Source organism: Desulfosediminicola sp. (assembly GCF_048381775.1).
Classification (GTDB): Bacteria; Desulfobacterota; Desulfobulbia; order Desulfobulbales; family Desulfocapsaceae; genus Desulfopila; species Desulfopila ganghwensis.
In genome coordinates, this window is the sequence record NZ_JBLXGE010000019.1 from 20,710 (window position 1) to 43,922 (window position 23,213).

A 23,213-nucleotide genomic window follows, 5' to 3' on the forward strand; every position below is an offset into this window, starting at 1 on the left:
GACAAAACAAACCTGATCGGCTACTGTTACTCTCTTATTATCCAAAGCCTACCACTTTCTAAACTAATTGTTGAGACTCATATGAAAATCATAGACTTACGAAGTGATACCGTTACCAGGCCGAGTACCGTCATGCGCCAGGCCATGGCCAGTGCCGAAGTTGGCGATGACGTCTACGGCGACGATCCCACCGTCAATGCGTTGCAGGAATATGCCGCCAAACTCCTCGGCTTCGAATCAGCACTCTTTACCGCCAGTGGCACCCAGGCCAATTTCGTGGGCATTATGAGCCATTGCCAGCGCGGAGATGAGTACATCGTCGGTCAGCAGGCCCACACTTACAAATACGAAGGAGGCGGTGCAGCGGTACTGGGCTCCATCCAGCCCCAGCCATTGGAATTCGCGGATGACGGCACCCTTGATCTCGATTTGATCGCAGCCCATATCAAGCCCGATGATTTTCACTTTGCCAGAACCCGCCTGCTTTGCCTGGAGAACACCCAGAACGGACGGGCCTTGCCGCTGCATTATTTTACCAAAGCAAGGGCCTTCTGCGAAACACACCAGCTCAATCTGCACCTCGACGGAGCCAGGCTCTTCAACGCTGCGGTTGCCCAAAAGGTCGATGTAACTGAGATCAGCCGCCACTTCGACTCGGTCTCCATCTGCCTCTCCAAAGGCCTTGGGGCGCCAATCGGCTCAGTACTTTGCGGCTCCAAAGATTTGATCGATAACGCCCGACGCTGGAGAAAAGTTGCCGGTGGCGGTATGCGCCAGGCTGGTATCCTTGCCGCAGCTGGATTGTACGCCTTAAAAAACAATGTTGATCGTCTGGCCGATGACCATGCAAACGCTCAAATTCTCAACGAAGGGCTGAGCAAAATCGAACAGATCAATGTTCTACAGGACCCGGCACAGACCAACATGGTCTTTTTCACCATAGGCAAGGATGATGTTGCTCCGCTTGAAGAAATGCTCAAAACCAATGGCATTATAGCTTCAGTGGGGACCAAAACCCGACTGGTCACCCATCTTGATATCAGCAGGAAAGATGTCGAGAAAGTTATAGAGGTTATAACGGGCTATTTTGAGCAGAAAGGGTGAAAAATATCGTGGTGGGATGTGGAACGTTTAAAGATCAGTCAATGCGAACTTCCCGCCAAGATAATTTCCGGCAGTAAATACAGAACTATTTACTGCCGGAAACTTACGGCTCGATTCAGCCCGGATTTACACCAATCACGAAATAGGACTGCTGGCTCCGCCGTGCTCGGTTGACCAGGTCACTGGATCGTGAAGAAAACGTTCCACCTCATCGATCTCTTTGGTCTGGAAATAGCCTGTCTTCTTACACTGCTCAAGCACATCCCACCAGGTCGCCAGCTGAATTATTGTCAGATCATTTTCTTTCAACAGCGCTTCCGTTTCTGGGAAGATATTGTAATGAAAGACAACAAAAGCGTGGTTCACACTCAAACCTGCCCCTCTTAGGGCCTTACAGAAATTAAGCTTACTCAGACCGTCGGTCGTCAGATCTTCGACGAGCAGGGTTCTCGCACCTTCGCTGAAATCACCTTCAATCTGGGATGCCGGCCCGAATCCTTTGGGCTTTTTCCTGACGTAATGCATGGGCAACATCAACCTGTCTGCCAACCAGGCAGCAAATGGTATACCCGCGGTTTCACCTCCGCAAATCGCCTCGATCGTTTCAAAACCGATCTCCCGGGTTACAGTCGCTGCTGAGAAATCTGTAATTGTGTTACGTATCCTTGGATAGGATATGAGTTTGCGACAATCAATATAAACCGGGCTGGCCCAGCCCGAGGTGAATCTGAACGGTTGGTCAGATCTGAAACAGACTGCGTTGATCTCCAGTAACATTTTCGCGGTCAACTCAGCAATCACATCTTCAGGTGGAAAAATCAGTTTCATAACGGCTCCTTGAGAGTATGGTACATCAGTTCCAGTCCTGCCAGAAAATCATCAAGTTCCAAGGCCTCGTCTGGATTATGCGAACCGTTTTCGTTACGGACAAAAATCATGGCTGTGGGAATTTGCATGTTGGAAAACACCGCCGCATCATGACCTGCGCCACTTGGTATCGTCTCTGCAGGCAAACCAAGTTGCTCGGACTTGGCCTTGAGTCGGTTCACCCATCCTTCATCGATCTTTGCCGGGGCAGTGTAGAGTTTTCTGTCGAATTCAAAACAGACTCCTCTGCCCTTCTCGATATTGGTACATTCAGTTCGCATAAGATGATAAAACGCTTCCAAAGCGTCCACACTCTGGCTACGAATCTCCAGGCAAAATGAAACCTCATCAGGAATCCTGGTCATCGCATGTACTTCTGCATTGGTTGCCACTATACCCGAGGTGACCACAAGATCCAGCCCTCTTTCCAATAATGCCCGCCAATGCTCATCCAGCGTGTTGATGAGTTCAGCCATAGCAAACAGCGCATCCTTCCTCAACCACCGCGGAACAGCACCGGAATGACCTGCCTGACCGCGACAGGTAATAACTTTATGGCGAATGGCCCCTCGAATGCCAGTGACGATTGCCGTAGGCAATTTCCTGGCCACCATCACCGGCCCCTGCTCAATGTGCAACTCAAGGTAGACGGCAATTGAGTTCGGTTCCAGCAAAACTTCTCCCCTGCTGATACGCTCAGTTTCTGCTCCACAACGGGACATCGCCTGGGCAAGATTTTCATTGCCCGCCCGGTTGCCAATGGTTAGGTCCTGCTCTGAAAGTTGCCCGAAGAGCGCACTTGAGCCAATATAAGGTTTACCAAACCAGGCACTCTCCTCACAACGAAACGCCATCACCCTGATATCCTGCCGGGGGATGATTCCTTCAACTTTCATCCTGCTAATGGCCAAGAGCGCGGCAACAACTCCGGCTGCACCATCGTAATTGCCGCCATGGGGTACACTGTCCAGGTGCGAGCCACATACGATGCAAGGCTTCTGTCTGTTTTCTCCGGGTAAAACCACCACCAGGTTGGCTGCACCATCATAGTAGGATTCCAACCCCTTCCTCTCCGCATAGGTCGAGATAAGCTCCATAGCTGCCTGTTCACCCGGGCCGAAAGGCTCCCTGGTTATTCCCGGACCGGCAGTTGAGGTGGCCTTTAGATCGGAAAACAGCTTTTGTGCCTCAGATCGAAAATCCACTTTCTCTTCCAGGTTGTGTTCGGTGTGAGCTCTATCTTCAGCTCTTTCGCCATTCATTAACATTCTCCCAAAACAGGCTGCTTTAACTCACCTTCTTCAGGAGAGTGTTTCAATGACTGTGCTTGCCAACAATTCCACAGCTGGCACCAGACAACTTTCATCAAAGTCGAAATAGAAGTCGTGATGACCTGCGGCAAGCTCTGTCCCCACAACACAATAGGTACCTTCGCCACCTTGATTTTGCACCACACTCATCATGTGAGCAAAATCCTCGCTACCGCTCATGGTAGCGATATCAACCTGGAGATCATTTTCGAAATATTCTATTTTTTCGGCAGCAGCAGCTAATCTCTCAACTGCAGCCCGACTGGAACTGCCACTCCCTGTACCACCCATCAGGCTGAGTTCGTGCTCTACTCCGTACATTGCTGCGGCGCCGGCAATGACCCTCTTTGCACTTTCGAACATAAACTGATCCACCTCAGAGCTTTCTCCGCGTGTTTCAACCTTCATCAGCGCATTGGGGGGAATGACATTTCTGCCAAGGCCCGCTTCAAGCTTACCCACAGTGATTCTGGAGGCACCTTTACTGTGTCGGGTAATGGCATGCAGATTTAGTGCGGCTGAAGAGGCGGCAAGCAAGGCATTGGCTCCCTCTTCAGGTGAACCACCCGCGTGGGAAGGTCTGCCCGTAAAACGTATATCGAACTTTGTCGTAGCAAGAAAATTTTCCGTACCGCAGATCAGCTGACCTTTTGTTCGCGACAAAAAGCCCAGATGCATTCCCAGAATATATTCGACTCCTTCGAGCACTCCGGCATCTACCATCGCTTTTGCCCCTCGAACCCCCTCTTCGGCTGGCTGAAAAATCAGCCGCACTGTTCCGGCTATCTGATCTTTGTAATGGCAAAGTATTTCCGCCAGCGCCAGCCCGACTGCGGCATGACCGTCATGACCACAGGAATGCATGGCATCAGAATGCAGAGAATGAAAATTTTCCCGGAAAGGAAAATGGGCTTCGTCTTCAGCTTCGCAAATATCCACCGCGTCTATATCGAAGCGAAGAGCGAAAATCGGACCAGGTCCACACTTCATGTCCGCAACAACACCAGTCAAGCCGCCAGCCATTCTATTTACCAGATCCGGATCACCCCCCTCCTCAATTGCCCGTTGCATGTGGATATCAAGTTCCTCAAGGGGTGGAACCCCCATCATGCTGGCCTGGTGTATGACATCCGCCCCGATCCGGACAGTGTATCCAAGTTCATTGAGGATTGTTGCTATTTTGGAACTGGTGCGAAACTCTGTCCAGCCTGTTTCTGGATAACGGTGAAAGTCTCTTCGATAAGCAACTAGTTTATCCTTTAAGTCACCAGCAAGCTGGGTCAGGTCGTTCTTCATTTTCTCTCCAAAAGCTGAGGCCATCACTTCCAGCTCAGATTTGGCAGGGCTGGGAGTGATACTATTACTTCAAAATGACAAACGACCTGCCCTTCATTTATCACAGAAAAAAACCAATAAAAAAGAGTGGTAAAACTATTCCGGGAAAATTTCGTTTCACCAGCGCAACCGGATTTACTCCGGCAATACAGGCGCAAACAATTGTGGCACCGGCAAACGGGGAAACCGTTCTACCAATTGCGCCGGCAATAGATGCCATACTCCCCATATTCATGGTCTCCATGCCGTAAAGAAATGCGTGTGGAGCGACTACTTCACTAAAAGCAAATGCTGCAGCATCACCTGAACCGGTCATCACCCCCATCATAAAAGGACCGACAACAGCACCGACTTTCGCAATGCCGGGAGTCGTGGTCATCCAGCTTATAAAAAAGCTCATTAACTCCAGAGATTTCATACCTCGAACAAAAACCGCTACAGCGATTATCAAGCCGATTGCATTGGCATATGCATAGCCCATACCCTGAAAAAACTCTTCGGTTACCTTGCTCGGCGAAGTTCTTGTAATTAAAAGGGCAAAGAGGGTACCCACACACATTGCCTGGGCTACCCCGATACGTAAATCGGGCACTAACCCACTTGAGCCCAAGACCAATATGACTAAAGGGATAAAGGGCGTAATGACATATCCCCAGTTTATCGTTTCAGTACTTTGATTTTCTTTATCTTCGGTATCCTGATCAATTGCGTGTTCATTCTTCCACCTGGCATAAATAACCAGCCAGCCCGCCCCGGCAATCAATCCAAACAGTACAAACAGGCTTTGTGCCTGAACAACCGTATCAGCAGCAACACCTGCGATTTCAGCAACAAAGATGTTCACCGGTAAAAGCGGATTGAGCATACTTCCGAAAGTTCCTGTGAGTATTGCAGCCCCCGCTACAGCCGGATGTATTCCTGCTCTTATCATGAGTGGGATGAGAAAGCAGCCAATGGCTGCTGCGGTATTGCCTGCGCTCATCAAGATCGCATTTACCCCGAAGGTTGTCAGAGTAACCAGAGGGATAATGAACAGGCCATATCCCCGAATCCATGAAAAAGCCGCAAATAGATGCTTTTCACAACCTGTGGCCCGCAAAACAAATCCGAATCCCAGAGATGAGCAAATTGCCTGGATAAGGCTGTCTGTTGCCATCTTGTAGGCAAACTCGTCCAAAACCGTCAGCGGGTCCAGGGCAATTCCCGCCATCAGTAAGCCCGATGCAATCAACAAGAGTCTCGGTTCATATTCCCGAAACAGAAAATAGATTGTTATTACAACTATGAGGATACCTAATACGACATTCATCCTCCACACTCCTGCCACAGAGGACACCCGGATGAGCGGCACCATCGCGGGTATCCGTTGATAGATAAACTGGACCGAGGCAACAATTGTTCCCCCGCCTTTAGTCCCAATATTCTCCATGAGCCGCCAGGAAATAAGGTATACAGAAGATTTACACCTTTTGCTTCTACAAGTTCCAACCTGAAGTTCAAACCTGCATCATCCCATTTCCTGGCCCAGGCATTCAGAGCAGTTGTAAATGGTCTTACGGGGAGAGGATGCGTTACCACTCTCCCCGTAGGACCGGAAGGATTGTGCAAGCCCGGTTCCATAGGCACCAGGCATTATATTCAATTGCGATTACATCATATTATTCGGTAACCAGAGAGCTATCTGAGGCCACATAAAAAGCATCAGGACAACTATGATATCGCAGGCAATGAAGGGTAATACTCCCTTAAAGACCTGTTCCACCCTGGAATTCGTCACCCCTGCCAGGGCAAAGGCGTTCACCCCCACAGGTGGCGTGATTCCAGCAATTTCATTGAGCTTCATCGCAATAACGCAGATCCAGATAGGCTCATAACCAAGATTGACCAGAACTGGAAAAATAATCGGCAAAGTCAAAGCGAAGACCGCCGCCTGATATATTACGGTGCCCAGCAGAAACCACACTGCAATGACACAGATAAAAACGATATGCCGATGCACGTCCCAGGAGGCAAGAAAATTTGCCAAATCCGTTGGTACCCTGGTCATTGCCAGAAAACGGCTGAAATACATTGCCGCAACTATAATAAAAAAGAGCATTGCCGTTGTTCTGGCAGTTTCTCGCAAAGATTCCCTGATCGGTTCGATCTTACGGAGTTTTCCATAGACAAGCCCAAACAGCAACGCGCCAATGGCACCCACGGCACCAGCTTCGTTGGCGGTAAATATACCAGTGTAAATTCCGCCGATAACCAATGATGCGAGCAGCATGATTGGCCAAAGGCCTACGAAGGCTTTAGCTCTGTCCTTTTTGGTAATTTTCAGTTCTTCAGGATGGATTGGGGCAAGCTGAGGGTACAGTTTTGCCCGAATAAACATGTTGAGGGCGTAAATTACAGCAGTAAGTATTCCTGGTATAATTCCGGCAAGAAAGAGTTTGCCCACCGACTGTTCTGTAAATATTGCAAAAAGAATAAACATACCGCTGGGCGGTATCATACAGGCAAAACTACCAGAGCACGCAATAGCTCCAAGTGAATAACTGGCATTGTACTTGTATCGTTTCATTTCCGGATAGGCTAACCTGCCGAAAATTGTTGCAGTGGCAATGGTAGAACCACATATTGAAGCGAATACTGCACAGCCAATGGAAGTAGCAATTGCCAGTGCTCCCGGTATCTTAGCAAATATTTTATGTACGTTTGAATAAGCCAGTTCAGCAAAGCCTCCCCTTGAGGCAAAGGCACCCATCAAGATAAACAGTGGCAAAACACAAAACGTTGGTGAGGCAATTGCGTTGTACAGGGTTTCGCCAAGCAGCGATAATGCAGCATTGAAATTGATCATCACGGTCAGACCAATCAATCCGACCAGGATAAAATCCACACCCATGTGCAACCCGCAGAAGAGCAGCAAAAGCAGAACCAGAATTCCCAGTGTTCCTATTATCGTAAAATCCATGTAAATCAATTCTCCGTTCCGGAATGCATCACTTGTTCTCTCCTTTTCCACGGATGAAAACTGACGCTATACCGGTTTTCGTATTTCTTCGTAAAGGTTGATCATGAGCTGAAGGGTGTACACTATCATGCCGATTGCCATTACAAATTTGACTGGGTAAAGCTTGTAGGTTATCGCACCGGCAATACCTTCCTTATCCACAAACGAAGCCCAGGCATTCTCACACATGGCAAATGTGGCTATAGCGATGGTCACAGTGGCAAGCGTATAGGTCATAATCATGGCCTTTTTCTGATTTTGGGGAGAAAGCATCTCCACCACAGAACCGACACGGACATGACCACGCTCCATTTCACAATTGCCCAGACCAGCGTAGACTGTCCCAACCATCACAAACATGGCCAGTTCCGCCACTCCCATCAGCGGGGTGGAAAATGTTCGGAAAAGGACATCAGTGATCAGAAGAATCATCACCACACTCATCATCCAACCACACATTTCCGCACATATCTTATTGATTGTTCGAATTATTCTATCCAATTCTCTAATCCTCAAAAGATAGCGGCAATGTTCTGTTTGTCACATTGCCGCTTGATATCACTGTTCTTTAGCGAGATAGCCGTTGTTGATTTCAAATACGGTCTCAAGAATCTTTTCAGGTGATTTCGCACCAAGAGCCGTAACCTCTTTACTCCAGGTGTTGAGGTTTTCTTCAATGGTAGGCAAAGACATCCACGCTTTCATGTCTTCAGCGGAAGCATAGGTGAACTTCGCACCTTTCGCTTCCATGCCCTTGATTTCGTCTTCAAGGGTCTGGGGATAGTATTCGGTAAAACGCTGAACTGCATTCTCGCGAGCTTGTGCAACAACTTGCTTCAGTTCGTCAGGAAGCGCCTGATATTTCTTCTCATTCATGGTGATCATGAAAGGCAAGGCGAGCCACATCTGTGGAGCAACCATGATATTAGGAGCAACTTCGTAAAGCTTTGCTCTACTCTGGGCATCCACATTGGTGAGAACGGTATCGATCACGCCAGTCTGCAGTGACATATAACACTCACTGAAGGCAACGGAGGTAGGAACAGCACCGATGGAACCAAGATCAGCAAGTTTCCAGCGACTGGAAGAACGGGCTTTCATACCTTTGAGATCTTTAAAGCTGCTGATCGGCTCTCTGGAACTGAAGGAGTATGGAAGCGCGGAATAGATGTAGACAGGACGCTGTTTGTATTTCAGGAATTCTTCGTTCAGCTCTGGAATGGTTGCGTAGATGTCTTCATACACACCAATCATATTTTCATACTGCGTCGGGCCCTCTTCGAGCATACCTGTCGCACCATTCAGCAACAGACGGTTAGGGTAATAGTTGATGTTGATAAAACCAAAATCAACCACGCCATCCTGTACGCTTTTCAGGATCTCCTTGCCCTTAACAAGGGATTCTGCCCAGTATGGCACAACCTTGATTTTACCATCACTGAGGCTTTCAAGCTCTTCGATGAACTGCTTTTCTGCAACGCCTCGCATGGTATTTTCAGGCGCATTGGTTGCAAAAGTAAATGTGTATTTCTTTGCATAGGCCATGCTCGCGCTGGTTGCTGCGATGCAAAAAGCAGTCAGGCAACTCATTAAAATACGACGTTTCATTCTCTTTCTCCTTTAAGTGAATAGGCCACTTCCCGAAAAACTCCAGAACTGTGCACAGTCTTGGTCACATAGCGATTCCCATCAGAACAGGTGGAAATTCTGATCGCAGTTTATCGATCAACGGCGAAAATAATCTACGGGTTTCACTTGGCAATTTTCATGCCATTGAGAGAAAGACCAGCCATACCATTGATACAGCGCTGTTTTTACATTTTTGTCACACTTTGGTAAACAGCAAAGAGGTATAACGCGCGCCATGGAAAACAATCACGAAAATGCAACAAGAACGGAATAAAGGTGGGTTAACTGCAAGGACAGGAGGTTATAGCTATTCGAAAAGTTATAAGGGTTTGCCGTTAAGGAGTTGTGAATACACTTTCTGGATATCTAAAAATGGAGGCGGGGGCGACCACAGGACCACCCCGCGAAAAATATGTGCTGCCAGAGATAGACAAAATCACTCTTCACTCAGCTTTTTCAGCCTCTTACTGAGGGCTGGCTGGGAAATACCAAGCAACCGTGCTGCAAGAGACTGGTTGCCTCTACTTCTTTTCATGGCTTCCACAACAAGAAGCGAAGCCACCTCTTTCAGTGATGGAAGCTGAATCTCATCATTGAAAACCGAATTGGTTTGAAGAGTCGCTCTGTCATGTACAGGGGCGTGACCGTCGATGACTCGCTTAAAGGCGTCCATGGAAAGCATTCTGCTTTTGTGCAGAGTCATTGCATCAAAGACCATGCCCTTAAACTCACGGATATTTCCGGGAAATGAATAGTTTTCAAGAAGCGGTATCAATTCTTTCGGGTAAGACGGCATCTTTTTGCCAAATTCCTTAGCGGCCTGCGCTAAAAACAAATCAAGCAGAAGAGCAATATCCTCTTTACGTTCCCTCAATGGAGGAATATGAACATGGTGTCCACAAAGCCTGTAATAGAGATCTTTACGGAGTCGGCCCTCTGCCTGACTGGCTGCCAAATCCTGATGTGTAGCTACGATGACCCTGGCATTCATTCTTTTCACAACATCACTGCCCAGAGGAAAATACTCCCCCTCCTGTAACAGACGGAGAAGCTTCACCTGTGAGGCGATACTCAAATCTCCGATTTCATCGAGAAAAAGTGTCCCATATGCTGCTTGTTCCACCATTCCACCCCGACTTTCCTCCGCCCCGGTATAAGCCCCTCGCTTGTGCCCGAAAAGTGTGCTGGAGAAAATATTATCATCAAGACCGGCCACATTCACAGAAACCAGAGGACCGCTGCGACGACTCGCCTTGTGTATCGCCCTGGCAACCAACTCTTTGCCAACCCCACTCTCCCCGGTTATCAAAACCGGACGAGAGCTTACCGCAATAGCCTCAATATACTGAAAAACTGAAAACATCGTGGAGCTTCTCGTAACCAACTCCTCAAAGAGTTCAGGGTTCTCCAGAGCTCCTGTAAAAAAGCGGCTACGCATCTGCCGGTTTTCCCGCTCCAGTTCGGTCGACCTCAAGGCTCGCTGGACCCCTTTTATCAGCCTGTCGACATCATCTGTTTTGACGAAGAAATCGAGCGCACCCTTTTTCATGCTTTTTACCGCGGTATCGACCTGATTCATCCCGCTGACAACAATGACACTTACCTGCGGGAACTCCTCGACAACCATGGCAAGCAGATCCATACCCGATATGTGAGGCATATTCAGGTCGAGAAGCACCAGACCGATATCATTCTGTGATAAAATACTTCGTACTTCACGGCTATCTGAACAGCGATAGACATTGGTTACACCCGCCTCAATGGCTAAGGTCATGGAGATGGTTCTCAACCAGCTGCTTTCGTCATCGACGAGCAACACACCAAAATCAGGATAAAGAGTCTTTTTCATCTGCAATACTCTGGCCTTTCATAACAGGGAGATACATGGATACAGTCGTGCCACGACCAACTTCAGAATCAAATTGAAGTCGCCCACGATGCTCTTTAATTATTTGTTCTGATATGGAGAGCCCAAGGCCGGTTCCCCCCTGCTCTCTTTTCGTTGTGTAAAACGGATCACAAAGGTATACGAGCTGTTCATTGCTTATGCCTACACCGTTATCCTTAACCCGCAGCACCAATTCGCCCCCCGTCTGGTCATAAGAAGTCATCACGATGATATCCAACTCTCGCTCTCCACCAGCCTGCACAGCGTTCATCACCAGATTAATAACAACCTGCTGAACCCTGGAACTGTTGCCGGAAAAATCTGGGAGATTTTCGGCCAACTTAACCTGGATGGTGGCAAAGCGTTTACGCAGTGAACTCTCAAGCAGTCTAAGTGCAGCTTTGACCACCCTATTCAAAGAGGTCGATTCACTCAAATCTATCGAATCCTTTCTGGCAAAATCCTTCAGATCGTTGACAATCTGAACAATTCTCCCCATACCGTCCTCCATCTCGCCATAAATCTGTGCATTCTCCTGCCGCAACATGGAATATGGAAGACCGCCGATGAAAAAATCTCCCTCTTTAGCGTATCGCTCCTCCAGAACCTCGCTTGAAGCCTCGGAGATTCTCTTTAAGGTAGAAAGATTGTGGAGCACAAGGGCCGCAGGGTTATTTATTTCATGGGCTACGCCGGCTACCAGAATGCCAAGAGACGTCATCTTGTCGGCCTGGATAAGCTGGTGGTGCTGTATTGCCAACTCCCTGCTCCTACGTCCAACTTCCCTCTTCAATGAATGATTCCAATAGAATGCCATACAGACCACCAACAGCAGGGGGCTGAAAATAAGCCCCCCTAATTGGACGCTTTTTTCTCGTCTGCTCGGTTCGGAGTTGTCCATTTTCCCGAGCCACTGCTCCTTGATCTCTTTTTGTCTGCCGCTGAGTTCAAGATTCGTGAAACTTTCTCGGACATGCTCCAAAAGCTCAACATTATCCTTGCGGGATGAATAGCCATAACCCAGCTCTGAACGTAATTCACCGACCTGCACGATCCTTGCGTTGGGCCGTTCCTGCTCAAAAAAATCCAACTGCTTGCTTAGCTGCACACCTGGCAAGTGAGTAATCAACACAAAGTCAGCTGCACCATTGCTCAATTGCTTGAGAGCCTCCGCGTGTGAAGAGACAGGAATAAATTCCAGATGGCGATAATCTTCGATTATCTGCTCCAGAAGAGGTGTCTTCCGACTGAGATAGACCCTACCGCTTTTCAATTGATTCAGTGACTGAACTCGTTCAGGATACTCAACGTTGGCAAAAAGCTTTTGACTGTATGCGCTATGACGGAAAAAGGGATAGCTGGTGACACCGCTATCCGCCCTGGTTACCCCCTGCAACAAATCGATATTACCAGCCAGAAACTCCCTTTCAAGCTCAATCGGACCACCTAAAACGATTTCAACTTCAACCTTCATTTCCGCAGCTACCGCTTTGGTAAGGTCGATATTATAGCCAGCCGGTTGATTGTTTTCGTCGAGATATTGATAAGGAGGATTACCCATGCTTCCTCCAACGACTATCTTTTTATATGGAACGTAAAGATGGGCGCCCTGGCGCAAAAGGCCCGGCGTAAATAAGAGTTGAATAGCAAGCAGCAACAAGAAAAAGGCCGGAATGGAAACCCCCAATTCCAGAAAGGTCCCACGCCCCTGCGAATCCACTGCCTGCATACCCTTCACACTTCTATTTTCACCACAAAAACTCAATTAAATGTTCCCAAAAGCTGACAACATCGCCACGGCCCTGACTGAAGAGCAACCGAAAGCAAAACATACCACAGCCAACAAAAAGTCAAAGCATGACTCAGTGCTCAAGACGATTCTCTAATTTTATCCAGGGAAACCTACCGCTACAGAAATCACTCGTCACAGGAAACGGCACACACTGTCGCAGTCCCGTCCTTATCAAGCCTGCCGATATAACTTTCCATTATATCGGCCATCCAGGCGGCCTTTTTGGTGCAATGATCTGCCGACCAGAGCCAGTGTAATCCAGGTTCAAACTGAGGGGGCAGACAAAACTCCCTGTAGGCGGTCGGGGCTCTCAAAATTGATACCAGCTCTTCCACCGTTGGTAAACGCCAGTTGCTCTTAGCCTGAAAGCTATTCAGGTTCAAATGTTCTACATATTCATGCGCCTGTTGCCAATCAAGAGCAAATCCACTCCCGCACCGCTGCCACCAAAGACCGGTTACAGGGTCCTGCAGTAAATGTGGATTGATCGTCTCCAGCGGGTGGTCGAACCACTGTATTGGCCGAAACAGATCATCCAGGCCGTAACGCTGCCGCATATCCTTGTACATTATCCGTGAAGGTATCTCTATCAGTGACTCGGCCGGGATTGGTCTCGCTGCCGCCCCGTTACTCTTCGAGAGCAATGCACATCGATCCTCTGAACCAACCTGCCAATTGCTAAAAAGCTGTTCCAGTGCCACACGCATCTCAAGCGCACTTTGAAACCTCTGCTCCGGATCTTTGGCAATACTCTTCAGCAAAAATTGATCCCAGGCTTCGTCCAGTTCACTATTCAGGCTGCTGGGAACCGCTATTTCCGCACTCATATCGACCAACCGACCGGTCAACATGCGATAGAGCAACACACCTACGGCGTAGAGGTCAGCACGGGCATCAGCTTTTGCAGGGTCACGCTCCTGCTCCGGTGCGGCATAATATGGTGAACCGACCTGCATGCCGGGTATGGACATTTTCTCTTCACCACGAACCCGGGACAGGCCGAAGTCTATAATTTTCACCCGATCATCGTCAGTGAGCATCAGGTTGAATGGCTTGATATCGCGATGAATGATACCGGCAAAATGCAAACGTTCCAACCCCTGCAAAGCCTGTCGCGTGTAGTGCACAGTGCGGGCAATACTTACCTCACGGGAGTCATATTCGACTTCATATGCCTCTCCGATTAGATCACCGATGGAATGGGAGTAGTATTCGAGCACAATGAAAGGTATGCCGTTATCCTCATCACAGTCGATAATTTTAGCGATATGATCGTGGGAAATCTCCCCCATGATCCGCGCTTCCTCTACAAAAATCTCCCGAAGCCTCTGCTCACCCACCAGATCGACAAAAATTTCGTCACGAGGCCGCAGAATTTTTAAAGCAACTATCCTGCCGGTGATCGGCGCACGCGCCTTGTACACCGTTGACATTCCACCACGACCCAGACGCCCGATAATCTCATACCTGCCAGCACGGTTCATCTCTCTCCCCTACTTCAGTCGCTGGGCATATGCCGTTGGAAATCCACGGTTAATAATTTTCACCACGGTCGAATCAATATCATATTCCACCGCGCAAATTTCAAGGATATCGCTGTCACTGTCCCAGATCACGTATTTTGCGCGATTATCACCATTCCGCGGCTGTCCCACGGAGCCACAGTTGATGATATATTTTTTATCCGCCTCAAGTCGATGTTCACCCGGCTCAGGCACAACACGCTCAACCGCTTCCCGAGCCTCAAAAACCAGCTGCAGTTCATGGGTGTGGCCTACAAAGAAACGGGTAAAATCAGACTCCTTAAAAAGTTTTATCACATCCTCACTGCTCATTGAGTAGAGATAACCATTCACCGAATCGGGTGGACAGCCATGTACACAAAGGGCGGTACCGAAGCTTAAAGTCCTGGGCAGATCGCTGCAATACTCGAGGCTGTCCCGGCTGAGAAGGGCCTCAGTGGAGATATTATTCTCCCGTGCCTGGAAGTTCATCCACCGTCTCTCTTTTTTATTGGCCAGCGCAGCTTCGTGGTTGCCGGCCAGCACTTCAAAGCCCTGTTTTCTGACAAGATCAACCACCTCCTGAGGCTCTGGTCCGTAACCGACCAAATCTCCGAGACAGACAACGCGATCCAGCACAGTTATGGCACAACGCTCTTTGAGATCAGCCAGCACTGCCTGTAATGCCTCCATATTGGCATGGATATCTGATAAGAAGGCGATCTTCATCTATTCCTCTGCGTTCCTTTTCTCTTCCAGTTCATCCCAGCGTCCATAGAGTCGTTCCACTTCCATCTGAACTTTTTCAAGTTTCGCCCAGCACTCCGCAGCCTCACTGGGGTCAGAAGAAACTTCCGGCAGCGCCATACGCTGCTGCAGTTCTTCCACTTCCATTTCCGCGTTCATGATCAACTCTTCCATCTGATCATATTCACGCTGATCCATATACGACAATTTGCCCTTTTTCTTCTGGACAGACTTTTTCTTTTTGTCGGAAGTGTTCGGTGCGGTGCTCTTTTTTGCGGTACCTGTAATATCACTTATCCACTGACCGTACTCGGCATAATAGGCAACACCTCCTTTACCATCAAAACCAAGCAACCTGTCACAGACCCTGTCGAGCAGGAACCGGTCATGGGTCACCAGCACCAGCGCTCCTTTAAATTCAGTAAGGCTCTCCTCCAACACATCAAGAGAAGGGATATCGAGATCATTGGTAGGCTCATCAAGCAACAGGATATCTGCTGGTTTACGCATGAGATCGGCAATCAGAATTCGTGCCTGCTCACCGCCGGAAAGTTGGCCAACCGGCGTTTCCAGCTGATCCGTGCGAAACAGAAACTTCTTGGCCCAGGAAACCACATGCAGTGACCGGCCTTGAAAAACAATGGAATCCCCTTCTGGGGCCAGTGCCCTCCGCAGGGTAACATCGGGATCGATACTCTCCCGCCTCTGGTCAAAACTTACAATCTTTACATTGTCGGCAAGCTTCAGATAGCCACTGTCCGGTTTGAAACCGTTCTCATCCGCTGCGGCGGCCATGAGCTGCATGAGCGTAGACTTGCCGCAACCATTACGACCGAGGAGTCCAAGACGGCTGCCGGGTGAGAGGAGTATATCGAGATCGGAAAACAGGGTACGCCCATCATACCCTTTGGTCAGGCCCTTTCCTTCCAGAAGCTTTTTGGTTTTCCTGCCGGTGGCATCGAAGTCTATCTGCACAGCACCGGAGGCACGATTACGTGACTTGACCTTGGCCAACTCACCCTGCAATTTGTGGGCTTCGTCAATTCTGTATTTGGCCTTAGTGGTTCTGGCCTTCGGGCCTCTTTGCAGCCATTCGGTCTCACGGCGCACCTTGTTGGCCAGACGTACCTCCTCCTCTTGTTGGCCTTCAAGAAAAGCAGCCCGCGCTTCGATAAAATCTGAATATCTGCCATCAACCTGAAAAGAACCTTCAGGATACACAGCTGAAAGCTCCACAATTCTGTTGGTGCAGTTCTCGAGAAAGCGCCGGTCATGACTTACCAGTAACCAGGCTTTCGGGCCTTCGAGCAGGCCGCCACCGAGAAGTTTTTCAAGCCAGAGGATACCCTCAATATCAAGATGGTTGGTAGGCTCATCCATCACTAGTACATCCGGGCTGAGCAGCAGCGAACGGCATATGGATAGGCGTTTGCGCCAACCACCGGAAAGCTGCCCCACGGCAATATCACTGTCGGCAAACTCGGCACGGCTGAGCAGTGCGTGGGCTCGATGTAAGCGCTCCGTCTCATCAAATTCGCTGCCTTCCATCGCCTTGATGAGGTTTTCGGCAGCGCTCAAATCATCTTCAAAAAGATCAGACTGGGCAAGATAGGAAAAACGTACATGTTTCTGATATTGAATTTGCCCATTGTCCGGCTCTTCCAGGCCGCAAACTATTCTCAGTAATGTGGATTTTCCTGAGCCGTTAGGGCCAATCAGACCAACACGGTCGCCTTCATGAAGGGTGAAACTTATGTTTCGAAAAAGCTGCTGGGCACCAAAAGATTTACTGATCGAGCTGCAGCTGAGCAGATGACTCATAACACTCTGTTTGAATATTTGTTAAAGAATAAAATACTTGACTCAGAAAATTCAACTTCGCTAGAAGTTCATCAAAGTCCGAACAACCTAAAATGATTAACGCTTTGTGGAAATGGAAAAAATTCCACTAAAAAAGTAAAAATAATAATACTTCATGGCACATTATGGTTTTTTAGAGCTTTTTTGGGCTTGATAAATTGTACTTTGCTGGGTATAGCTATATAGGTTTTGTGGCAATTTCAAGTCATTTGCACGATATATGTAGTTGATATTGTAACAATGGCTCATCAATGTACAACCTTTTTAACAGAAGTTACAATGAACGAACGGCTGCACATTATTATAATGGATGAAAAGGGGAAAATGCTCAAACTCCCCCTGGAGACTAAACGGCTCATCACCTACCTTATCTCCGCCTCAGTAGCAATAGTCATTCTCGTAACATCCTCCCTTTTTTCCTACTCCCTCTTTACCAATAATCGCTCCTTGGATAAAAAGCTCGCCGAGCTTCAATCCAAGGTAGACAGCAGCGATGAAGTTATAAGCGAAATTCAACAAAAAGCCACCACCGAACTCAACGAACTCAATCTGCAGATTGCCTCCCTCAGAATGGATAAAGCCGAGCAGCAGGCGGCCTTCAAAGAGGAGAAAGAGCTTCTTATTTCAACAGCAGTGAGTGAGCTCGAAGAACGCAGTGTCCTGATAGAAACGATCATGCACAACATCGGTGTAAAGGTCCCGGCCCCAAAATCATCCAAAGGTTCACAAAATAGCGGTGGTCCCTTTATCGAGGCCAACCCGGGCATACAGGATGAGCTTCTTTATAAGGCAGACAAATACACCAAACTTATCAAGCAGATCCCCCTCGGCAGTCCCGGAACCGGCCCGATCACTTCTCGCTTCGGTGCGCGACAGGACCCTTTCAACGGCAAGCGCAGCGTCCATGAAGGTCTGGATTTCAGAGGCAAGACCGGAGATAAGATATACGCCACAGCAAATGGTGTCATCAAGCGTGCATTCACCAACGGCAGTTACGGCAAATACGTCGAAATAGATCATCTGAATGGCTACACTACATCTTTTGCCCATATGCACAGTTTCGTTGTGCGTAAAGGCGATCGCGTTCAGCGCGGACAGCTCATCGGCCTGGTAGGCAATACCGGACGCTCAACAGGCCCCCACCTGCACTATGAGGTCAAATACAGAGGGAAACCGGTTAACCCGATAAAGTATATTCAAATTGCTAATTTGCTCAAACCAATAGAGGCCAAGCGGCCACTGGTTAAAGCCACCAAGAGCAAAATAGTCGTAAAATAATTTTCTTGCGTCAATAGATAAAACCAAATAGCATTGCCATGTTTTCAAAAAAAAATAATCCCCAGGAAGAAATGCAAAAGGCAGAAAGCGAAGCTATAGCCTCGATTATCGATAAGACCATGACTATTACCGGTCAGATCTCCTTCCGGGGGAAAACCCGAATTGATGGAGCCATTATCGGTGACGTCAATGGAGAGCATCTCGTATTGAGTGAGACTGGCAAGGTAACTGGTGACATTGTAGCCAGTTCTTTCAACTGCTTCGGCACCCTTGAAGGCAACGTGCAAGCCGGCCTGATCACCGCTCGTAAAAACTGCTCTATTCACGGCAGACTTGAAGCAGGCAGCCTTACTGTTGAGCCTGGCGCAAGTATCGATGGTGAAATTAAAGCAGCTACCAAAGAGCTTTCCGAGACTATTGGTAAAAAACCGACGCCTGCTGCCAAAGCGACCACCCCGGCAGTTGAGGTTCCGGCCAAGAAAAACTGACCCGGTATTTCCAGATTCGTGAAGTAACGGGCAATTGAGAAAGAAATTTATTCTTCAGCCCTATGCCTTTTTCTCAAACCAAAGTAGCGAATCGGTTTAAATGTCCGATTTGTGGTAATGACAAGGATTTCTTTGAGATCACTGACGATGTCATTACCACAACACATTATGTACAGAACCCGGATGGCAGCTTCACCATTGAAGACCGGAATTCCCAATCCATGGGAGATATCAAACTCTTTTGCGGAAACTGCGATGAAGATCTCACCTCCTATCATCAGCGGTTCTCGGAGATGATCTTTTGACCGATCAATCAGTCAGAGTCATCGACAATAATGAATTTTTATTTCAAAACTATCAATCACTCACCTCCTGGCACATAGTCAATTGCCGGCTCCGCCTCATCCCGGGTGAAGAACATCTGCTGATTGACCTCCTCAAACGCGGTATAACGCTGATTCCTTCGGCATCCGCGCAGATCACCAGTCGTTCAAAAGTTCACCAGGCCCGCATTTACAGCGACTTCATGTTGCCCAATACTGTAGCAGTTTATGATGCAAACAGCTTATTGGAAGCAACATCTCTATTTACCAGTCATTCTGTTACGGAAGTAGTCCTCAAAAGAGATCGCAAAAACAGCGGCATAGGCATTCACAGGTTCTCAAACATTGAAGATGTTTACAACCTGGCCACATTCTGCGATATCGAGTTCCCCTTCGTCATTCAACCCCTGGCCCGTGGCTTTCGGGACATTCGCGTGATCCTGCTCGGAGAATACACGGAAGCGTACGAGCGAATAAACAACGGTAATTTTCGCCGCAATCTCCATTGTGGCGGTTCAGCCGCACCTGTTGAAATAACCGACGAGATCAGAGGATTTTGCAGGGACGTGATGGAGCGTGGAGATTTCCCATACGCCCATATAGATTTGATGCTCTTTGATGAAGAGTTGAACGGAAAAACAATCTATCTCACCGAAATCAACCTTCGTGGTGGACTTAGAGGGGCCAGGATAAGCACACCTGACTACCAGAGCCTTACCAGGTCAGTACATGACCGACTGGTCAGAGAATACCTGAACTCTTAAGATGGGCCTCGATTTCCCTTCAGGCCAGAAAATAGTGCCGCAAAGATTTTGCCAACCGGCAATAGTGAACTGATCCCTTAAAATTCCGGCCCAATGGTCGCAAAAAACTCGCGTACCTGACCATGGCCTCAAAAAAAGGGCAAAAAAAAGGGGGTACCGCTTAAGGCACCCCCTTTCAAATCGCGATCTAAATTCTTACGAATTAGACACAACCGGTAGGCTTAGGAAGGCCAGCCATTTTACAAGCTCCCTTACCTGGTCCTGACGGGAACAGCTCGTAGATTCTCTTCAGTGGGAAACCAGTGGTCTTGGAGAGAATACGTACCATAGGAGCGATACCGTTCTTCTTGTAGTACTCCTGAAGAGCGTCAATTACTTTCTGATGCTCATCGGTCAGGTCGCTGATACCCTCAGCACCTTTTACATAATCTACCCAGTTGTCATTCCACTCATCCATACCTTTGAGCAGGAAGCCGTCCTCGTCTACTGTGAAGCTACTTCCATTATGTTCGATTGTTGGCATTTCAAACCTCCTTGAAATTTTATGTTATGGCTTACACCGTTATTAGGCTCTGCTGAAAACTAATATGGCTTATTACTATAGCGAAAAGGGTTTGTCAAGTGAATGACGGATCATTTCTGACACCCAGTTTTACTCTTCTTCAACCATGCGAAATATTGATGCTAATCGACAATTGGCGTAAAATCCAACACGTGCAGATTCATCGATTCCGATAACCTTGAATTGAATCGAATATACGGGTGATAAACTAACACGTCCGTGTTGCGGAATATCACTAGACGATTTTACTGCCTATCTGGCATATGTCCACAACTTTTTTAAGGTATCACTCAAGATTTTTTTTATCACCTTTTTCCAGCACCAAAAGGTTACATTACTGACATTTTCTCTCTTACAATGGTACAGTAGCCTTTCTGATTTTTCCTTGCGAATAAGAAAAAGAAAGAGTAAATCCAACATTTATTTTGTTACTCAATGAATTCTACGAGATGTGTCCGGCGTATGGCCCGGTACATCACACATAATCCAAGCCTAACTGAAAAATCTCATGCTGCAGATACTTCGTAATAAAGCCCAATCAATCGTTATTCAGGCGATTGTCGTCATCATAGCACTCGTTTTTATCTTTTGGGGTGTTGGTTCCAATCTGGATGGAAGTCGTGAATCGGCTATCACCGTAAATGACGAGGAAATCTCCTTCCAGGATTTTCAGATGGCCTACGACAGGGCACATCAGAATCTCGCTGCACAATTCGGCGGCACCCTGCCAAAAGGACTTGCTGAATCTCTTGGTGTCAAGGAACAGGTTATTAGCCAACTCGTTCAGGGTGCTTTGCTCCGCCAGGGAGCAGCTGATATGGGTATCGTCGTCAGCGGTGAGGAAATTCAGGAAACAGTCAAGAGCATGCCGCAGTTTCAGGAAAATGGCTTGTTCAATATTGAAAGATACGAGTCTCTTCTTGCCGCAAACGGACTCACTCCGGTCAAGTTCGAGAGCAACCTGCGCTTTGATATGCTCGCTGAGAAAACAATCAGGGAGATCAGTAAGTTCGCCGCATTGACCAGTGAATACGAAGTCCAGCAGCTGTACCGTCAGGAAAACGAAAAGGTGGCTGTAGATTACGTTCGCATTACCCCTGATCAGTTCACCGACTCCGTTAAGGTAGACGAGGAAGAACTTGCCACATGGTTCGCTGAGGTCCGTGACAACTACCGCAGCAAGCCAATGATGAAACTCAGATACTTCGACTTTTCTTTCTCTGAAGTCGGCAAGAAAATCAATATCGACAACGCCCGCGTTGAAGAATACTACAGCAATAATATTGGCCAGTTCACCACCCCCGAAAAGCGCCACGCACGACACATTCTGCTGACAGCAAACGCTCAGGACAACGAGGAACTGCACCAGGAGAAATCTCAGAGGGCCAAAGAGATTGCAGAACTTGCCGCGGTAAGTGACGATTTCGCGGAACTCGCCCGCCAGTATTCAGAAGGCCCCAGCGGCCCTCAAGGCGGAGATCTTGGATTCTTCAGTCAGGAGCAGATGGTTCCGGAATTTGGTGATGCTGTTTTTGCCATGCAACCCGGTGAAGTCAGCGAGGTTGTGAAAACCGCCTTCGGTTACCATATTATTAAACTGGAGGAGATTCAGCCTGCGGTTACCAAAACTCTTGATGACGCCCGCCCGGAAATCATAGCAACCCTGCAAAATAAAGAAGCGCAGTCAATGGCCTTCCAGATGGCAAACGGAGCCTATGAGGGCATTATCGGCGCAGGCTCCATTCAGGCGTATGCGGAAAACAATCCAACCCAATCCCTGAAAGAGTCTGACTTCTTCGCTGAGAGCGCTCCACCAGCAGATGTGACCCTCGATGCCCAGGCCCTTGCCAAAGCCTTTACCCTTAAAAAAGGTGAACTCAGTTCATTAATCAAGACTGACAACGGCTACGCTATCGTCTTTGCCGACGATATCAAGGAACCCGAGACTCCAACACTTGAGGCAGTTCGAGACCGCGCCACTGAGAATTTTGTTGCCGAAAAAGCTGCAGAAATGGCCGGCCAGGCCGCGGCGGATTTTACCGTAAAACTTACCTCTGAAGCTTCTTTTGAAGAGGTTGCCAAAGAAATGGGCATATCCATACTCAACTCCGGTCTGCTTCAACGCAGAGCGCAGGAACAGGAAAACAGCAATTTCCCGGTGGCTCTCACTCAGCAGGCATTTAAACTCACTAAAGTTGAGCCCTACAGTGAGGAACCTGAGCTAGTCGGAAGTGCTTACTACATCATGTCCTTAAAAGAACGTCAGTCTCCCGAAGTTTCCGGTGAAGAAGATCTTGAACCTTACCGTCAGGCGCTTCTTCGCAGCAAGCAGCAGGAACTGCTGACAGCATTTATTGACAACCTTGAAAAAGACGCCGTGGTCTCAGTCAACAAAAACATCTAATAAATCTCGGCATATAAACTGAAATATCATTAAATATTGCAGCTCCGGCTGCCCGAACATGTTTCATTCCCGTCCCTGTTACTTATTGTGGTAGCAGGGACATTTTGTTTGCTTGATAAAGAATATGTACTTATAAGCATACACACCCTTGTAGTTCATATCTCCCGAACCTTTTTAGTTTCGTACTGTCGAGCAGGTTGTAATACCTGATAATAGCTACGGCTCTACCGATTAAATAGGGAATTTACCCTTTTTTTGGTTCTCTTGCATCGGCGGGGATGATATAGTGCAATGCTTCTCCCCCTCCATTTTCGGGGAAAACAGAAGCTATAATCAGGAGTATCAATTCAATCATAATAATC

General features: G+C 48.1%; 19 protein-coding genes. 5 read left to right on the forward strand and 14 right to left on the reverse strand.

Annotation, left to right across the window (positions count from 1 at the left end; all coding sequences use genetic code 11):
- Nucleotides 1-81: 81 nt before the first annotated feature.
- Nucleotides 82-1,104, forward strand: a complete 1,023-nt coding sequence (gene ltaE / locus ACN5NT_RS22370; RefSeq protein WP_419176948.1) for a low-specificity L-threonine aldolase — start codon at nt 82-84, stop codon at nt 1,102-1,104.
- A gap of 135 nt (nt 1,105-1,239) precedes the next feature.
- Here the strand turns inward: ltaE and ACN5NT_RS22375 are convergent, their stop codons facing one another.
- From ACN5NT_RS22375 to ACN5NT_RS22430, 12 genes are all read right to left on the reverse strand, one after another.
- Nucleotides 1,240-1,932, reverse strand: coding sequence for an orotate phosphoribosyltransferase (locus tag ACN5NT_RS22375; RefSeq protein ID WP_136799655.1), 693 nt, complete (start codon nt 1,930-1,932; stop codon nt 1,240-1,242).
- Complete coding sequence (locus ACN5NT_RS22380) at nt 1,929-3,233, reverse strand: hydantoinase/carbamoylase family amidase (protein WP_419176949.1); 1,305 nt, start codon at nt 3,231-3,233, stop codon at nt 1,929-1,931. Before ACN5NT_RS22380 ends, ACN5NT_RS22375 begins: the two co-directional genes overlap by 4 nt.
- A 39-nt stretch (nt 3,234-3,272) precedes the next feature.
- Nucleotides 3,273-4,577, reverse strand: coding sequence for an amidohydrolase (locus ACN5NT_RS22385; protein WP_419176950.1), 1,305 nt, complete (start codon nt 4,575-4,577; stop codon nt 3,273-3,275).
- 100 nt (nt 4,578-4,677) lie between these two features.
- Nucleotides 4,678-5,925, reverse strand: coding sequence for a C4-dicarboxylate transporter DcuC (dcuC, locus tag ACN5NT_RS22390; protein ID WP_419176951.1), 1,248 nt, complete (start codon nt 5,923-5,925; stop codon nt 4,678-4,680).
- 339 nt (nt 5,926-6,264) lie between these two features.
- Nucleotides 6,265-7,575 carry a TRAP transporter large permease gene (locus ACN5NT_RS22395; RefSeq protein WP_136799658.1) on the reverse strand — a complete coding sequence of 437 codons (1,311 nt, stop codon included), beginning with the start codon at nt 7,573-7,575 and terminating at the stop codon, nt 6,265-6,267.
- 66 nt (nt 7,576-7,641) lie between these two features.
- Nucleotides 7,642-8,046: a TRAP transporter small permease subunit gene (locus ACN5NT_RS22400; RefSeq protein WP_167495910.1), complete on the reverse strand. Its 405-nt coding sequence runs from the start codon at nt 8,044-8,046 to the stop codon at nt 7,642-7,644.
- A 126-nt stretch (nt 8,047-8,172) separates the two neighbouring features.
- On the reverse strand, nt 8,173-9,222 hold the full coding sequence (locus ACN5NT_RS22405) for a TRAP transporter substrate-binding protein (protein WP_136799660.1): 1,050 nt from the start codon (nt 9,220-9,222) through the stop codon (nt 8,173-8,175).
- Nucleotides 9,223-9,679: 457 nt separating this feature from the next.
- Nucleotides 9,680-11,092 carry a sigma-54-dependent transcriptional regulator gene (locus tag ACN5NT_RS22410; RefSeq protein WP_419176952.1) on the reverse strand — a complete coding sequence of 471 codons (1,413 nt, stop codon included), beginning with the start codon at nt 11,090-11,092 and terminating at the stop codon, nt 9,680-9,682.
- Nucleotides 11,070-12,860, reverse strand: coding sequence for an ATP-binding protein (locus ACN5NT_RS22415; RefSeq protein WP_419176953.1), 1,791 nt, complete (start codon nt 12,858-12,860; stop codon nt 11,070-11,072). The genes ACN5NT_RS22410 and ACN5NT_RS22415 overlap by 23 nt, the downstream gene beginning before the upstream one ends.
- Before the next feature lie 188 nt (nt 12,861-13,048).
- A complete protein-coding gene (locus ACN5NT_RS22420; RefSeq protein ID WP_419176954.1) occupies nt 13,049-14,407 on the reverse strand; it encodes a protein kinase domain-containing protein in 1,359 nt (452 codons plus the stop codon).
- A 9-nt stretch (nt 14,408-14,416) separates the two neighbouring features.
- Entirely contained in the window at nt 14,417-15,154 is a 738-nt protein-coding gene (locus ACN5NT_RS22425; RefSeq protein ID WP_419176955.1) for a metallophosphoesterase family protein, read from the reverse strand.
- Nucleotides 15,155-16,993 carry an ABC-F family ATP-binding cassette domain-containing protein gene (locus tag ACN5NT_RS22430; protein WP_419176956.1) on the reverse strand — a complete coding sequence of 613 codons (1,839 nt, stop codon included), beginning with the start codon at nt 16,991-16,993 and terminating at the stop codon, nt 15,155-15,157.
- A 318-nt stretch (nt 16,994-17,311) separates the two neighbouring features.
- On the opposite strand from ACN5NT_RS22430, the gene ACN5NT_RS22435 reads away from it, so the two are divergent.
- Entirely contained in the window at nt 17,312-18,310 is a 999-nt protein-coding gene (locus tag ACN5NT_RS22435) for a peptidoglycan DD-metalloendopeptidase family protein (RefSeq protein ID WP_419176957.1), read from the forward strand.
- Nucleotides 18,311-18,381: 71 nt separating this feature from the next.
- Nucleotides 18,382-18,798: a bactofilin family protein gene (locus ACN5NT_RS22440; protein WP_228721457.1), complete on the forward strand. Its 417-nt coding sequence runs from the start codon at nt 18,382-18,384 to the stop codon at nt 18,796-18,798.
- A 47-nt stretch (nt 18,799-18,845) separates the two neighbouring features.
- On the opposite strand, the gene ACN5NT_RS22445 is transcribed toward ACN5NT_RS22440, so the two are convergent.
- Nucleotides 18,846-19,076, reverse strand: coding sequence for a hypothetical protein (locus ACN5NT_RS22445; protein ID WP_176360011.1), 231 nt, complete (start codon nt 19,074-19,076; stop codon nt 18,846-18,848).
- 23 nt (nt 19,077-19,099) lie between these two features.
- Here ACN5NT_RS22445 and ACN5NT_RS22450 point away from each other — a divergent pair, with 23 nt between their 5' ends.
- Entirely contained in the window at nt 19,100-19,885 is a 786-nt protein-coding gene (locus tag ACN5NT_RS22450; protein WP_136799669.1) for an ATP-grasp domain-containing protein, read from the forward strand.
- 202 nt (nt 19,886-20,087) lie between these two features.
- Here ACN5NT_RS22450 and ACN5NT_RS22455 read toward each other — a convergent pair whose 3' ends face one another.
- On the reverse strand, nt 20,088-20,408 hold the full coding sequence (locus tag ACN5NT_RS22455; protein ID WP_136799670.1) for a TusE/DsrC/DsvC family sulfur relay protein: 321 nt from the start codon (nt 20,406-20,408) through the stop codon (nt 20,088-20,090).
- A gap of 547 nt (nt 20,409-20,955) precedes the next feature.
- Between ACN5NT_RS22455 and ACN5NT_RS22460 the strand changes: the two genes are divergently transcribed.
- Nucleotides 20,956-22,851, forward strand: coding sequence for a peptidylprolyl isomerase (locus ACN5NT_RS22460; RefSeq protein WP_419176958.1), 1,896 nt, complete (start codon nt 20,956-20,958; stop codon nt 22,849-22,851).
- Nucleotides 22,852-23,213 lie beyond the last annotated feature (362 nt).